The 13,883-nt window shown below is 44.6% G+C and carries 15 protein-coding genes, 1 tRNA gene, 2 rRNA genes, 1 other RNA gene and 1 other annotated feature; of the genes, 2 read left to right on the plus strand and 17 right to left on the minus strand.

The annotated features are described in order from the left end of the window. From B1A98_RS19250 to tadA, 9 genes are all read right to left on the minus strand, one after another. Positions 1-91 (minus strand): 16S ribosomal RNA (locus B1A98_RS19250); the annotation flags it as partial. A gap of 64 nt (positions 92-155) precedes the next feature. Then, entirely contained in the window at positions 156-422 is a 267-nt protein-coding gene (locus B1A98_RS19255; RefSeq protein ID WP_063385271.1) for a hypothetical protein, read from the minus strand. Next, positions 415-681, minus strand: a complete 267-nt coding sequence (locus tag B1A98_RS19260; RefSeq protein WP_063385270.1) for a pro-sigmaK processing inhibitor BofA family protein — start codon at positions 679-681, stop codon at positions 415-417. The genes B1A98_RS19255 and B1A98_RS19260 overlap by 8 nt, the downstream gene beginning before the upstream one ends. A gap of 59 nt (positions 682-740) precedes the next feature. Next, entirely contained in the window at positions 741-959 is a 219-nt protein-coding gene (locus tag B1A98_RS19265; RefSeq protein ID WP_041102130.1) for a YaaL family protein, read from the minus strand. Positions 960-965: 6 nt separating this feature from the next. Further along, positions 966-1,562 carry a recombination mediator RecR gene (recR, locus tag B1A98_RS19270; RefSeq protein ID WP_063385269.1) on the minus strand — a complete coding sequence of 199 codons (597 nt, stop codon included), beginning with the start codon at positions 1,560-1,562 and terminating at the stop codon, positions 966-968. 15 nt (positions 1,563-1,577) lie between these two features. Further along, positions 1,578-1,892, minus strand: a complete 315-nt coding sequence (locus B1A98_RS19275) for a YbaB/EbfC family nucleoid-associated protein (RefSeq protein WP_041102126.1) — start codon at positions 1,890-1,892, stop codon at positions 1,578-1,580. A gap of 21 nt (positions 1,893-1,913) precedes the next feature. After that, positions 1,914-3,605: a DNA polymerase III subunit gamma/tau gene (dnaX, locus tag B1A98_RS19280; RefSeq protein ID WP_063385268.1), complete on the minus strand. Its 1,692-nt coding sequence runs from the start codon at positions 3,603-3,605 to the stop codon at positions 1,914-1,916. Positions 3,606-3,739: 134 nt separating this feature from the next. Beyond that, positions 3,740-4,005: signal recognition particle sRNA large type (ffs, locus tag B1A98_RS19285), an RNA gene on the minus strand. Positions 4,006-4,133: 128 nt separating this feature from the next. Then, positions 4,134-4,652 carry a tRNA adenosine(34) deaminase TadA gene (tadA, locus tag B1A98_RS19290; RefSeq protein ID WP_063385267.1) on the minus strand — a complete coding sequence of 173 codons (519 nt, stop codon included), beginning with the start codon at positions 4,650-4,652 and terminating at the stop codon, positions 4,134-4,136. A gap of 63 nt (positions 4,653-4,715) precedes the next feature. Here tadA and B1A98_RS19295 point away from each other — a divergent pair, with 63 nt between their 5' ends. Beyond that, on the plus strand, positions 4,716-5,282 hold the full coding sequence (locus B1A98_RS19295) for a cysteine hydrolase family protein (RefSeq protein WP_063385266.1): 567 nt from the start codon (positions 4,716-4,718) through the stop codon (positions 5,280-5,282). Positions 5,283-5,358: 76 nt separating this feature from the next. Here B1A98_RS19295 and B1A98_RS19300 read toward each other — a convergent pair. The 6 genes from B1A98_RS19300 to guaB all read right to left on the minus strand — a co-directional run bounded on the left by B1A98_RS19300 (position 5,359) and on the right by guaB (position 11,892). Next, positions 5,359-5,451, minus strand: a tRNA-Ser gene (locus tag B1A98_RS19300). Positions 5,452-5,544: 93 nt separating this feature from the next. Further along, the gene (serS, locus tag B1A98_RS19305; RefSeq protein WP_063385265.1) at positions 5,545-6,822 is read right to left on the minus strand and encodes a serine--tRNA ligase; all 1,278 of its coding nucleotides are present in this window, start codon (positions 6,820-6,822) and stop codon (positions 5,545-5,547) included. A 51-nt stretch (positions 6,823-6,873) separates the two neighbouring features. After that, positions 6,874-7,086, minus strand: a binding site (T-box leader). Between the two features lie 200 nt (positions 7,087-7,286). Further along, on the minus strand, positions 7,287-7,874 hold the full coding sequence (gene pdxT, locus B1A98_RS19310; protein WP_063385264.1) for a pyridoxal 5'-phosphate synthase glutaminase subunit PdxT: 588 nt from the start codon (positions 7,872-7,874) through the stop codon (positions 7,287-7,289). A gap of 17 nt (positions 7,875-7,891) precedes the next feature. After that, positions 7,892-8,773, minus strand: a complete 882-nt coding sequence (gene pdxS, locus B1A98_RS19315) for a pyridoxal 5'-phosphate synthase lyase subunit PdxS (protein WP_041102114.1) — start codon at positions 8,771-8,773, stop codon at positions 7,892-7,894. 147 nt (positions 8,774-8,920) lie between these two features. Further along, on the minus strand, positions 8,921-10,243 hold the full coding sequence (locus tag B1A98_RS19320; protein ID WP_370511081.1) for a serine hydrolase: 1,323 nt from the start codon (positions 10,241-10,243) through the stop codon (positions 8,921-8,923). A 182-nt stretch (positions 10,244-10,425) separates the two neighbouring features. After that, positions 10,426-11,892 carry an IMP dehydrogenase gene (gene guaB, locus B1A98_RS19325; RefSeq protein ID WP_041102110.1) on the minus strand — a complete coding sequence of 489 codons (1,467 nt, stop codon included), beginning with the start codon at positions 11,890-11,892 and terminating at the stop codon, positions 10,426-10,428. Positions 11,893-11,999: 107 nt separating this feature from the next. Here guaB and B1A98_RS19330 point away from each other — a divergent pair, with 107 nt between their 5' ends. Further along, positions 12,000-12,959 (plus strand): YaaC family protein, encoded by a 960-nt coding sequence (locus tag B1A98_RS19330; RefSeq protein ID WP_063385272.1) that lies wholly within the window; start codon positions 12,000-12,002, stop codon positions 12,957-12,959. A 20-nt stretch (positions 12,960-12,979) separates the two neighbouring features. Here B1A98_RS19330 and B1A98_RS19335 read toward each other — a convergent pair whose 3' ends face one another. Further along, positions 12,980-13,456, minus strand: a complete 477-nt coding sequence (locus tag B1A98_RS19335; protein WP_063385262.1) for a glutathione peroxidase — start codon at positions 13,454-13,456, stop codon at positions 12,980-12,982. Positions 13,457-13,605: 149 nt separating this feature from the next. After that, positions 13,606-13,721: ribosomal RNA gene (gene rrf / locus B1A98_RS19340) — 5S ribosomal RNA — on the minus strand. Positions 13,722-13,883: the final 162 nt, after the last annotated feature.

Genomic DNA, 13,883 nt, shown 5'->3' on the forward strand with positions numbered 1-13,883 from the left:
CGGAAGCAAGCTTCCGTCAAGTCCGCTCGACTTGCATGTATTAGGCACGCCGCCAGCGTTCGTCCTGAGCCAGGATCAAACTCTCCAAAAAGATGTTTGACTTGCTCATGTTTTAAAAATAAGAATTAACTTACTGGCATGTTTTTGTTCAGTTTTCAATGTTCAATTTGTGCGTCGCGATCAAGCGACTTTATTATCTTATCAAGTTTCCGATAGAAAGTCAACAACTTTTTTTGTTTTTTCATAAGCTGTTTATTTTCTTCAGCAACGTTTTCTAATATACCAAGCCAGCTAAAAGCCGTCAATACTTTTTTAAAAAAATTATTGATGAAAGCTTTCTGTATCAACCTTGCACTGACGGGCAGCTGCTCAAAAAGACATACCAAAAAGCAGCGCGGCTTCGATCCGCGCTGCTTACCCAATGATCCACAGCTGCATGACAGCCAAGGATACGACACCTGCAATGCCTAGAATGCCGGCAATGGCAGAAGTAACAAAATTGATCGGCACGTGCAAGCCATAGTCTCCGCTGAATGAATTCAGCAAAAAGAGAAAGCATGCACCCGCCGCCAGCTTCACAAACAACACCCCTATTAACTTTAGCGGCGATGCAGGTGATGACATACCCGCTATCAAACTGATCAGCAAGATAAAAAGAAGTACGCCCCCGGCAATGTACACAGAACCCCTCTCCTATTCTCTCAATGAAGTTTGTCCACATTTCAAGAATATGAAGAGACTTACTGTTTTATGCTAATGTTTCTTTTTCTTGCTTCTCTAAATAGAAAGAAGTACCGGGCTTCATACATTTTAGTTTGAGCAGCAAGCTCTTCATTCGGCTCAAAGCTCAAGCGCAGCAATTCGCGGTGCTTAAACCATTCTTGTCTCGACTGTTCCAGCAGTTGAATCAATTGGGTATTGTAAGCAGCATGCAGCTTGGCTTTTTTTCGAAAAAACATTCTTTTTTATACTTCCCTTCTGCCTTCAAGTGCTTTCGACAAGGTAACTTCATCCGCATATTCCAAGTCACCGCCAACCGGCAGCCCATGGGCAATACGAGTCACCCGGATGCCGGACGGCTTCAGCAGCCGGGAGATATACATCGCTGTTGCTTCCCCTTCAATATTGGGGTTTGTCGCCAAGATCACTTCATGAATCGCTTCATCCTGCAATCTCTTTAAAAGGTCTGGCACATTAATATCTTCGGGGCCAATCCCTTCCATAGGCGAAATTGCGCCATGCAATACGTGATAAAGGCCGTGATATTCCTTCATTTTTTCCATGGCAATCACATCTTTCGGATCTTGAACAACACAAACTACACTGCGATCACGCCGTTGATCTTCACAAATGGCACAAGGGTCCTGGTCGGTAATATGCCCGCATACCGAACAGTAGCTTAGATCCCGTTTAGCATTTACCAAGGCTTTCGCAAAATCCAGAACATCCTCTTCCTTCATATCTAAGACAAAAAATGCCAGACGGGCCGCTGTTTTCGGCCCGATGCCTGGCAGTTTCATAAAGCTGTCAATCAGCTTGGTAATCGGTTCAGGATAATACATTGTTTGTCAAACCTCCTAGAAAGGAAGGTTCATCCCTTTTGTAAATTGGCCCATTGTCTTGTTTGTTTCTTCATCCACTTTTTTGAGGGCATCATTTGTGGCGGCAAGAACCAAGTCTTGGAGCATTTCTACATCGTCGGGATCGACTGCTTCCTCTTTAATCAAAACATCCACTACTTCTTTTTGGCCTGAGATTTTCACTGTGACCATTCCGCCGCCTGCTGTGCCTTCAAATTCCTTTACAGCAAGCTCTTCTTGCGCCTCGGCCATTTTCTTTTGCATTTTTTGCATTTGTTTCATCATGTTTTGCATATTTCCCATTCCACGCATGTTCATCATCCTCCAGTTTTATTAATCTTTTACTTCAAGCAGGTCTTCTCCGACGAGCTTTAATGCCTCAGCAATCAAAGGGTCCTCTGACTGCTCGGCTTCTTGTTCACCGCTGTCTGTCTTCTGGGTTTTAATAAAATTCTGCCTGATAGCAAGCCACGCGTCTTCCGGCACGCAAACAACCTGATATAATCGCTCTGTCAGTTCTTGAAGCACAGCAGAGATAGAATCAATAAAGCGTTTATTTTCAGATGCCATTTGGCAATGAATTTCATATTTAAACTTTAACACGAAAGTCCCCTGAGAGGCAGCTACCGGCTCGGCATCGTTAAGCAAAGCTGCTTGTGAACGCATTTGCCGCTGGCCCAAAATATCGAGCATCTCTGCCCAGCGGCTCTTAATGAGCTGGATATCCTGTTTAGTTGCCTCAGACAGCACTTTTTCAATTTTAGCAACAGGCGCTTTAAAGCCGTTGGAAGAACGGCTTGGCCGGCGGGTAGGCCCTTGTGCCTCGGCTTGTTCTCCCTGATGGACAGGCTGGCTTCTTAATTGCTGGATCTCTTTTTCAAGAGCCTGAATTCTGCCGATGAGTCCTTGAATTTCCGGCAGCTCTGCTGCCTGTGCCGGCGCACGCCGCTGGCACATCTTGACAAGGGCTACTTCCAAATAAATCCTGGCATGATTGCTGAATCTCATCTCTTGCTGCGTCTCATTCAATATATGAATGTATTCATATATACTTTCCAGTTCCATCTTGTCGACGATAGAAGCGAACGCCTCATCGACCATGACACGGGAAAGCGACTCTTCCAGATTAGGAGCTGTTTTGTAAAGCAGCATATCACGGAAGTAAAGCACAAAATCTTCAGCGAAGCGGGCAGGATCTTTCCCTTGCATTAACAATTTTTCTAAAGCAGCCAGAGCAGAAGCCGCATCTTTCTCCCAGATCGCTTCAGCCAGTTCATTCAGCATTCCCTGTCCCACTGCGCCGGTAACTGTTAAGGCATCTTCTTCTGTTAACTGGGCGTCGCTGTAGGACAGCGCCTGATCCAGCAGGCTGAGAGCATCCCTCATGCCGCCTTCTGCTGCCCGAGCGATGATCGGCAGGGCTTTTTCCTCGTATGCCTGTCCGCTCTCCGCCATGATTCGTCCCATGCGGCCGACGATTGCCTGAGCGGTAATCCGTTTAAAGTCAAAGCGCTGGCATCGGGAAATAATAGTGAGCGGCAATTTGTGCGGTTCGGTTGTTGCCAGGATAAAGATAACATGCCCCGGCGGCTCTTCCAGCGTCTTTAAGAGCGCATTGAAAGCTCCCGTAGAAAGCATATGAACTTCATCTATAATATACACCTTGTATTTCACCGAGCTCGGTGCATACTTTACTTTATCGCGAATATCGCGGATTTCATCTACGCCGTTATTGGAGGCGGCATCAATTTCAATGACATCCTGAATGGAGCCATCCGTGATTCCGCGGCAAGAGGCGCACTCATTGCAAGGTTCTGCCGCTGGCGCCTGTTCGCAGTTCACTGCTTTTGCCAGGATTTTAGCCGCGCTTGTTTTGCCGGTCCCCCGCGGACCCGAAAATAAATAAGCGTGCGATATTTTTTGCTGCAGGAGGGCATTTTGCAAGGTTTTAGTGATATGTTCTTGTCCGACAACATCAGCAAAACTTTGCGGCCGCCATACACGATATAACGCTTGGTAGCTCATTTTCTCCCTCCTTTTTTCCGCTATTTCCATACATAGTATTATACCTTATCCGAATTTGCTTTTTCAAAGTTCTCATAAAAAAACTCACCCGAAATGGATGAGTTGTTTCATTTGATTAGTTAAATTTTTAACTGCCGTGCACCTTCCGTCGACTTCTAACCATAAGCGTTACTTAAGCAGTTAGCTCGATCCAGGCTGCCCTGCGGCACATGAGAGAGTCCACTTAATGCTGCTTCCTTCCGGACCTGACATGGTTCATGGGTTCCCATTGCGCAGGACCCGAATGTCAACACCACTTACTTAAGGCAGACCCTACAGTATAGAAAGCCTCGGGAAGGGATTCAGTCCCGCTAGAGCGGATTGCGGGTACAGGGCACCGCTACCTCCCCACCTAGCACGGCAAGATTGATACCATATAGTTGATGTGCCAAAGGTGATTTTCTCATTCACCTGACACAAAATATATTATACTCCTTTCAATCAAAAAAAGCAATATCTACTCTGCAAAGCATAGAAACTGGCTATTATTTACTCTTCCCCTTCAACTGCTTGCTGTTCCTGTAGACTTTTTTCTTTTTTTGCTGCTTTCTTCTTTTTCCGGAGCTCCCGAAAAAATTCGGTCAGCATACTTCCGCACTTTTCTTCAAGCACTCCTGACACTACTTCAGCCTGGTGATTAAACCGGCTGTCTTCCAATAAATTCATTAAGGTGCCGGCACAGCCGGCTTTCGGGTCTTTCGCTCCGTAAACCACCCGTTCAATGCGCGACAAAAGAATGGCCCCGCTGCACATCGGACACGGCTCAAGGGTCACATACAATTCTGCTTGCTCCAAGCGCCAGGACCCCGTTTTTTGACAGGCTTTTTCAATCGCCAAAAGCTCCGCGTGCGTAACAGCGTTTTGGGTCGTCTCCCGCAAATTATAAGCGGAAGCAATCACTTCGCCATTTACTACAATGACCGCTCCAATCGGCACTTCTCCAAGCGCTTCAGCTTTTTTGGCTTGTTCGATGGCAAGGCTCATATAAAATTCATCATTTTTTTTCATCCATCCGACTCCTTTTTCATGAAATGGGGTAAAAGTGACGATATAGAAAAGGAGGAACTCTGCATGGCGAATTCAACCAAAAATTACGCATTATTAATCATTGATTTAATGAACGACTTTCATTTTCCCCGGGGAGACATGCTCGCTGCCAATACAATGGATATTTGTCCTTCTATCATAAAGCTAAAAAGGTTTTGCCAACAGCAGCAAATTCCTGTGATTTATGTAAATGATCATTACGGCCTTTGGAAAGCTGATTTAAATACAGTGATGGGGCGCGCCCTCAATGAGCGCAGCGAGCCTATTATACAACAGATTAAGCCGGATCCCGATGACTATTTCCTAATTAAACCGAAGCATTCCGGATTTTATGGGACAGCTTTGAACACTCTTTTGCACCAGTTGGGCGTGGACTCTGTCATCATTACCGGGGTGGCCGGAAACATATGTGTATTTTTTACAGCCAATGATGCGTATATGAGGGATTATTCGATTTATATTCCGGCAGATGCCATTGCTTCGGAAACAGAAAAAGATAATCATTATGCTTTAGAAATGATGCAAACGGTTTTAAAGGCGGAAACAAAGAATACAGATCAGTTTATCAAAGAGTATGAAGCACGCAGTTAACAGCATGCAGAAAAAAATCCGCTGCTTAAAAGCAGCGGATTTCATTATCTCCAATTTATGCGCTTGTTATCAATAATGGCGGAGGAAGAGGGATTCGAACCCCCGCGCGGTTTAACCCGCCTGTCGGTTTTCAAGACCGATCCCTTCAGCCAGACTTGGGTATTCCTCCGTATCGACAAGAATTAATTTAACATATCTTTATTTGTTCTGTCAACAGCATTTTTAAAACCAGAAGAGAAAAATTCTCTTCTGGTCTACATCGTTAATTAGAGATCTTTTCTTGCCCTCTCATGTAAGGACGGAGCACTTCAGGAATCATGACACTGCCATCTTCCTGCTGGTAATTTTCTAAGATAGCAGCTACTGTACGGCCAATAGCCAAACCGGAGCCGTTTAATGTATGCACATGCTCAGGCTTGCTGTTTTTCTCGCGACGGAAACGAATGTTTGCCCGCCGTGCCTGGAATGCTTCAAAGTTGCTGCAAGAAGAAATTTCACGATAGGTTTCCTGTGTCGGAATCCAAACTTCAATATCGTATTTTTTCGCTGCTGTAAATCCTAAGTCTCCCGTGCACATGCTCATGACGCGGTAAGGAAGCTTCAGCAGCTGCAAGACTTTCTCTGCATGGCCTGTTAACTTCTCTAGCTCATTATAAGATTCTTCCGGTTTTACGAAGCGGACAAGCTCTACTTTATTAAATTGATGCTGGCGAATTAATCCGCGCGTATCCCGGCCCGCAGAGCCTGCTTCAGAGCGGAAGTTCGTGCTATAAGCCGTGTAAGCGATCGGCAGCTGCTCTGCATCAAGAATCTCATCACGATGGTAGTTTGTTACCGGCACTTCTGATGTCGGAATAAGAAAATAATCTTCTTTTTCAATTAAAAAAGCATCTTCCTCAAACTTCGGCAGCTGTCCGGTGCCTGTCAGACTCGCCCGGTTCACTAGATAAGGCGGCAGCATTTCAGTATATCCATGCTCTTCCGCATGCAAATCAAGCATAAAGCTGATCAACGCCCGCTCAAGTCTCGCTCCCATGCCTTTATAGAAAACAAACCGGCTGCCTGTCACCTTCCCGGCCCGTTCGAAATCCAGGATGTCCAGCTCATTGGCAAGTTCCCAATGCGGCTTTGCTTCAAAATTAAACGCAGGCACTTCACCCCATGTGCGCAATTCAATATTATCATCCTCAGTTTCGCCGACCGGCACGCTTTCATGCGGAATATTGGGGATAGTCAGCAGCAGATAGTTTAATTTTTCTTCTACCTCATTTAACTCCTCATCCAATTGCTTAATGCGGTCACCCACCTCGCGCATTTCCTTAATTAAATGATCAGCATCTTGCTTTTCCCGCTTTAACTGGGCTACCTGCTGAGAAACACTGTTTCTTTTGCTTTTCAATTCCTCTGTCTCAACGAGAAGCTCACGCCGGCGCTGGTCCAGATCCTCAAAATGATCCAAGGCAGATAAATCCTCACCCCGGTGCTGCAAACGATTTTTCACTTCTTCAAAATGGTTTCGTAAAAATTTAATGTCTAACATAGATCATGTCCTCCTTTTTTCATTTTTTGCATACAAAAAACCCGTCCCTAAAAAAGGGACGAGTTAGACCCGCGTTGCCACCCTAGTTGAAAGCCAACAGCTTTCCACTTAAAAAAATAACGGTTTTTCCGTAAACACCTACTACAATAATGGTTCAGCGTTTCTCTCAAGGACGGATTCACAAGCGTCTTCCTCCGGTTCGCACCATCCACCGGCTCTCTGATCGAATAACCACCTGTTACTAGTTCCTCTCATCGATTTCTGTATGAAAGTGATATAAATTAATGTACTACATTCTTATAACTCGTGCAAGTACATGCTTATACTGCACAAAAACGCGGAAAAGCAGCTGCTTTTCCACGTTTTTGTTATTGGCTCTGTTGAGTAATATCGCTGATGTTTCTGCAGGAGCCGCCATCCTTCTCTCCTGTTCATGAACGTAAAATCATAACAGAGCCTTTTCGTTACACATGGGTCAGTTTCGCTTGTTTCACCATTTCGACAAAGTAGTTTGTCAGGCTGTGATCGTCCGTTAATTCCGGATGGAAGGAGCAAGCCAGGAAGTTGCGATCTTTGGCGGCTACGATCCGGCCGTCATACTCGGCTAAAACCTCTGTTTCTTCTCCAACAGATACAATGTGAGGCGCGCGAATGAAAACTGCTGTGTAAGAATCCGCTACTCCTTTAATCGGCAGATCAGCTTCAAAGCTTTCTCTTTGCCGTCCGAAGGAATTGCGCTCTACCATGATATCCATTAAACCGATATGCGGCTCATCATAGCCAACGATCTTATTGGCTAGCATAATTAAGCCGGCGCATGTGCCAAACATTGGTTTGCCTTGACGCCCGAACTCTCTGAGCGGCTCCATAAATCCGTATCTATCGACAAGCCGGCGCATCGTCGTGCTTTCACCGCCCGGAAGAATCAGTCCATCCAATTCATCAAGCTGCTCCTTTTTTTTGACAACGATGCCTTCAGCCCCTGCTGCCTCGATTGAGCGGATATGTTCACGAACAGCTCCCTGAAGTCCCAATACTCCAATTTTCACCATATGATCCGCCCCTTTTATTACCAGCCGCGGTCTTGCATACGAGCGGCTGGTTCCAATGTAGAAATTTCAATCCCCTTCATGGCCGTGCCAAGGTCTTTGGAGAGTTCCGCGATTAATTTATAATCTTGATAATGAGTAGTTGCCTCTACAATGGCTTTAGCAAACTTCGCCGGGTTATCTGATTTGAAGATTCCGGACCCTACGAAAACCCCGTCTGCTCCAAGCTGCATCATAAGAGCGGCATCGGCTGGAGTCGCTACACCGCCGGCTGCGAAGTTAACAACCGGCAGGCGGCCTTCACGCTTGATCTCAAGCAGAATTTCATATGGAGCTCCCAATAATTTAGCTTCTGTCATTAACTCATCCTCACTCATGTGAACCACTTTGCGCACTTGGGCATTCACTTTGCGGATGTGGCGAACCGCTTCGACGATGTTGCCTGTTCCCGGCTCTCCCTTTGTGCGAAGCATAGCAGCCCCTTCACCAATACGGCGGGCTGCTTCGCCTAAGTCGCGGCAGCCGCAAACGAATGGAACTGTAAAATCGCTTTTTAACAAATGGTACTCTTCATCAGCTGGTGTTAATACTTCACTTTCGTCAATGTAGTCGACACCCATCGCTTCTAAAACACGCGCCTCTACAATATGGCCGATGCGGGCTTTAGCCATAACCGGGATAGTCACAGCCTGCATCACTTCCTCCATGATGCGCGGATCAGCCATGCGGGCTACGCCGCCTGCTGCACGGATATCAGAAGGAACGCGCTCTAAAGCCATAACAGCTACCGCGCCGGCCTCCTCCGCAATCTTTGCCTGCTCGGCATTCACAACGTCCATGATGACGCCGCCTTTTTGCATTTCTGCCATTCCGCGTTTTACACGATCTGTACCTGTGTTCATTCTCTTTTCCCCCTGTAGCTTTTGTAATAAGTATTTATTTTCCTCTTAAACATGCAATTTTTTCACTAGTTTAAAAATTTTATGTTTTGCTTAAATATTAATAAACACGAAAAATCACCTTCTGTCAAGATCAGAAGGTGATTTTTATTAAAACCAACCAGTTACCGTATCAGTTAACGCTGTCCAAATCCCAGAGAAGAAGCCGCCAACCGCTCTCATTGATAAAACAAACCAATTTGCTTTTTCTACTTTTTCTGCTGTTTCCATTGGCACTGCAGCTTGCTTTTTCTCCCCATCGGCGATATATTTCAATTCAGAGCCATTTTGAGGCGTCAGTGTCACAAAACCAACCACTTTATCTTTTTTCAACGGAGCTTTCAATTTTTCAACTCCACCAATTTCCGAACCATTTAAGTCGAATTTGATTTTATAGTTCGGTTTTTCGCCTTTTTTCGTATAAACAGCCAATTCCTTGCCAGCTCTGATAGCTACTTGCTTTTCTTTTCCTTTGGCTACAGGAGCAGATTCGTAGCCTTTGACAGTCGCACCTTTCTTAATCACTTCTGTGCGATCTAACTGATTAAAGCCGTAATCAAGCAGTTTCTTCGTTTCCGTGAAACGGGCTTTCGGGTTTCCTTTGCCCTTTTCATCGGTGGCATTCATTGCCACGCTGATGAATTTTTTCCCGTCTCTCTCAGCTGTTCCTGTAAAGCAATAACCGGCAAAGTCTGTTGATCCTGTCTTTAAGCCTGTCATTCCTTCGTAACCGAATACTAAAGAAGGAAGCATCCAGTTCCAGTTTTCCATGTTTGTTTCGTCATCGGTGCCTTCGCGGAACTTCTTCTTTGTCACGCTGGCTGTTTCGAGTACTTCAGGGTACTCTTTCACTAAATGAAAAGCTAAGGTCGCCGTTGTTTTGGCCGACATCATATTCTCATCTTCCGGCTTGCCAGGGCTTGGGTGCATGCCTTTTAAGTCCTTATTGCTTAGCCCTGAAGCGTTTACAAATTTATATTTTTCCAAGCCAAGCTCTTTGGCCTTTTTATTCATTAATTTCACAAATTCGGCTTCGGATCCGGCAATTGTTTCTGCGAGTGCGATGGTGGCCGCATTAGCGGAATAAATAGTCATCGCTTCATACAATTCCCGAACATTGTACTTTTCTCCTAAGCGAAGAGGCACGTTGGATAAATTACGATCTTGCGAGACTTTATAGACATAATCACTCACCGTATACTCTTGATCCCACGATACTTTTTTCTCTTTAATGGCTTCCAAAAGCAAATATTCCGTCATCATTTTCGTCATGCTGGCGATACCAAGCATTTGGTCTGCGTTTTGCTCGTATAATATCTGTCCAGTCTCTGAATCAACTAATATAGCAGCAGCGGCATTTACCTTAAAAGATTCTTCTGCTTGTACACTCGAAAGCGGCTGAAAAAGACCGGCCACTAACAATAAACTGAGCATAAAAGCGATTCCTTTTTTGAATATTTGATTCCTCACTAATAAACCCTCCATCTTTTATTCACACATTCGTTATTGTAACACAAACATCTTTTAGAAATATAGAAGAGAAATGGCTCAGTTTTTTCCTGAAAAACCAAAAAAGCTGTATGAAAGGAGCAATCTCCTTCCATACAGCTGGAAAATTAAGATAAAGAATAGTTCGGTGCTTCTTTCGTAATTTGAACATCATGCGGATGGCTTTCTTTCAGGCCAGCGCCTGTCATTCGGATGAATTGAGCATTTTCACGCAAGTCCAGAAGGCTTTCTGTCCCACAGTAGCCCATGCCGGCCCGCAATCCGCCCATTAATTGATAAATGGTTTCAGACACAGGACCTTTGTAAGGAATACGGCCTTCAATGCCTTCAGGAACAAATTTTTTCGCATCTTCTTGGAAGTAGCGGTCTTTTGATCCTTTTTCCATCGCCCCGACAGAACCCATGCCGCGGTAGACTTTAAACTGGCGTCCTTGATAAATTTCTGTTTGGCCTGGACTTTCTTTTGTGCCTGCCAGCAAGCTTCCAAGCATAACAGCATTTCCGCCGGCTGCCAGTGCCTTCACGATGTCTCCTGAATATTTAATGCCGCCATCAGCAATGATTGCCTTGCCTTGTCTGCGTGCTTCTGTCGCGCAATCATAAATAGCTGTAATTTGCGGAACCCCTACTCCGGCTACCACACGTGTTGTACAAATAGAACCAGGACCAATTCCCACTTTTACAACGTCGGCTCCGGCATCAAATAATTCCTTCGTCGCTTCAGCTGTTGCTACATTTCCGGCGATGATATTTAACTCAGGATAAAGGGAGCGTATTTCTTTGACCGTATCGATGACTCCTTTTGAATGTCCATGCGCTGTATCGACCACAATGGCATCGACATTCGCCTTTACAAGCATTTCTATCCGCTTCATTGTATCCTTCGTTACGCCGACTGCTGCGCCTACTAAAAGACGTCCTTGACGATCCTTAGCAGAATTAGGGAACTCGATTACTTTTTCAATATCCTTAATAGTAATTAAGCCCTTCAGCTTGCCTTGTTCATCTACTAGTGGGAGTTTTTCAATCTTGTACTTTTGAAGGATTTTTTCCGCTTCTTCTAAAGTTGTGCCTGTCGGAGCAGTAACAAGATCTTCTTTTGTCATAACATCGCTGATTAAAATGGAATAATCCTGAATAAAACGCAAGTCGCGGTTTGTTAAAATACCAACAAGCTTTTGCTCTTCAGCGTTATTTACAATTGGCACACCCGAAATACGGTATTTTCCCATTAAATGCTCGGCATCGAACACTTGATGCTCTGGTGTCAAAAAGAAAGGATCGGTAATTACACCGCTTTCTGAGCGTTTGACTTTGTCCACTTGTTCAGCTTGCTGTTCAATGCTCATGTTTTTATGAATAATTCCTAAACCGCCTTGGCGAGCCATGCCAATAGCCATATCAGCTTCTGTTACTGTATCCATTCCGGCACTGATCAGCGGAATGTTTAATTTTAATGTATCGGTTAAAGCTGTTTGCAGACTAACATCTTTAGGCAAGACGTTGGATTTAGCCGGCACCAATAATACATCATCAAACGTCAAACCTTCCTTTGAAAACTTATTTTCCCACATTTTATGAGCCTCCTGGTCGAAAATATTATTAGTAGGTTATCAATTGGACAAAATACTGTCAAGGTATGTTCAATATGTTAGATTTTTTAGAATATTCGGAGGTCGTTATGAACAATCAACTTCTTCACTCATTTGATCCGTTGCTGCCCTACCAAAATACAGCGGACGCCAAGAGTTTTTTGCAGGCAGCCTATCGTTCCATCGCTTTGTCCAATGCGGAAGAGGCAGCCTATACTAACTGCCCGCGTTTTCTGTACAGCCTTGAGCACGGAACTACTTTCTTGAGCCAATCCAGCCATTCACCGCTGGCCATCCAGCCGGTCCTTATTTTCTACGGACTGAGCCATTATATAAAAGCTTGTTTGCTCGCTGTAGATCCTGCTTACCCTGCCACTGTTCATGTGCTGGCGCATGGCCTTTCCACCCGCAAAAGAAAAAAACAAAATTATTCTTTTTTAAAGGATGAGGTGCGAACACAGCGCCACGGACTGTTCAGCCACTTCAGCGATAAAATGTTTCATGTGAAACAACTGGAAGGCTCCAAATTAAATATGAACGATTTACTTGCACAAATACCGGAATTAGATCAAATATTTTCGTTTCAAACCAGGGAGGCTCCCTTTCATTCATTAAAAAAGGAAGAGAACGGCTGCTATAGGGTGACAGCACAAATTTTAGATGACTATCAGATGACGCAGAATCGTTTATCTGACTTCCTGTCCCAGAAAACAAACGGCAGCATGGCAGTAGAAGGAGCGCATGAGAACGAGCTGTTGATCAGGATCTCCGGTGAAAGACCCGCAGCGCCCTGCCGGTTTAATGCAAGAAACGGACAATGGATGTTTTCCCGCCGCAAAACGCCGGAAGCCTTCTATCCGGAGATCCTCATCTACTATGCCTTGCTTTATAATCTCAGCATGATTGCCAGGTATGAAACAGAATGGTGGTATGATTTGTTGAAACATGCTCCCGGAAAGGAATTTTCCTTAATCAAGCAGTTTTTGCACATTTCACATCACAAAATTCCATTAGTTATTGAACAATATTTAAATGAAAGAGGAAGTTGAACACCCCTTCTCATCATTCATTACAATAATTCTTGGAGATCTTTTTCTATCTTTAAAGGAGACGTTTTTGGTGCATACCGCTGCACGACTTCTCCTTCGCGGCTCACTAAAAATTTAGTGAAATTCCATTTAATTGTTCCCGTAAGCAGTCCAGATTGCTGGGCTGTTAAATAACGGAATAAAGGATGAATATTTTTGCCTTTTACGTGCATCTTTTGGAACATCGGGAACGTGACACCATAGTTCAATTGGCAAAACTCAATAATCTTCTCTTGTTCTTCAAACTCCTGATTCATAAATTCATCGCTGGGAAAGCCTAATATAGTGAATCCTTGTTCTTTATATTTTTCATACAGGGACTGCAGCTCCTTGAACTGTGGAGTAAACCCGCATTTGCTGGCAGTATTGACAATGAGCAATACTTGTCCTTGAAAATCGGCTATAGAAACAGGCTCGCCTTGACTATTTGTTACCTCGATATCATAAATAGTTTCCATGTGTTTTTCTCCTCCTTGATATGATCCGTTCATTTATTGTATCGCGCTTGCTATAGAAATGGCAAAAAAGAACAACCGATGCAAAGGAAGAGCAGTCTACTTTAGAAGAAAACAAAAAAAGAACAGCTTCTGCTGTTCTTTTTTTTGTTGCCTGGCAACGTCCTACTCTCACAAGGGGAAGCCCCTCACTACCATTGGCGCTGAAGAGCTTAACTTCCGTGTTCGGGATGGGAACGGGTGTGACCTCTTCGCTATCGCCACCAGACTGTATAAAATGGAAAGAAATTATTCTTTCAAAACTGGATAATATGTGTCAGTAACCGGCAATACCGTGCCATGGTTTGTTGCTTTACGCCATACGGCGTTTTGGTTAAGTCCTCGATCGATTAGTATTCGTCAGCTCCACGTGTCGCCACGCTTCCACCTC

It is taken from the genome of Pseudobacillus badius (assembly GCF_002189605.1).
Taxonomy (GTDB): Bacteria; Bacillota; Bacilli; order Bacillales; family Domibacillaceae; genus Pseudobacillus; species Pseudobacillus badius.

Excerpts from the sequence above, each read along its gene's own strand:
- B1A98_RS19320 (WP_370511081.1), bottom strand. The coding sequence starts at position 10,243 with ATGCTCAGTTTATTGTTAGTGGCCGGTCTTTTTCAGCCGCTTTCGAGT.
- recR (WP_063385269.1), bottom strand. The coding sequence starts at position 1,562 with ATGTATTATCCTGAACCGATTACCAAGCTGATTGACAGCTTTATGAAA.
- tadA (WP_063385267.1), bottom strand. The coding sequence starts at position 4,652 with ATGAAAAAAAATGATGAATTTTATATGAGCCTTGCCATCGAACAAGCC.
- B1A98_RS19335 (WP_063385262.1), bottom strand. The coding sequence starts at position 13,456 with ATGGAAACTATTTATGATATCGAGGTAACAAATAGTCAAGGCGAGCCT.
- dnaX (WP_063385268.1), bottom strand. The coding sequence starts at position 3,605 with ATGAGCTACCAAGCGTTATATCGTGTATGGCGGCCGCAAAGTTTTGCT.
- B1A98_RS19265 (WP_041102130.1), bottom strand. The coding sequence starts at position 959 with ATGTTTTTTCGAAAAAAAGCCAAGCTGCATGCTGCTTACAATACCCAA.
- pdxS (WP_041102114.1), bottom strand. The coding sequence starts at position 8,773 with ATGAACACAGGTACAGATCGTGTAAAACGCGGAATGGCAGAAATGCAA.
- pdxT (WP_063385264.1), bottom strand. The coding sequence starts at position 7,874 with ATGGTGAAAATTGGAGTATTGGGACTTCAGGGAGCTGTTCGTGAACAT.
- serS (WP_063385265.1), bottom strand. The coding sequence starts at position 6,822 with ATGTTAGACATTAAATTTTTACGAAACCATTTTGAAGAAGTGAAAAAT.
- guaB (WP_041102110.1), bottom strand. The coding sequence starts at position 11,892 with ATGTGGGAAAATAAGTTTTCAAAGGAAGGTTTGACGTTTGATGATGTA.
- B1A98_RS19295 (WP_063385266.1), top strand. The coding sequence starts at position 4,716 with ATGGCGAATTCAACCAAAAATTACGCATTATTAATCATTGATTTAATG.
- B1A98_RS19330 (WP_063385272.1), top strand. The coding sequence starts at position 12,000 with ATGAACAATCAACTTCTTCACTCATTTGATCCGTTGCTGCCCTACCAA.
- B1A98_RS19275 (WP_041102126.1), bottom strand. The coding sequence starts at position 1,892 with ATGCGTGGAATGGGAAATATGCAAAACATGATGAAACAAATGCAAAAA.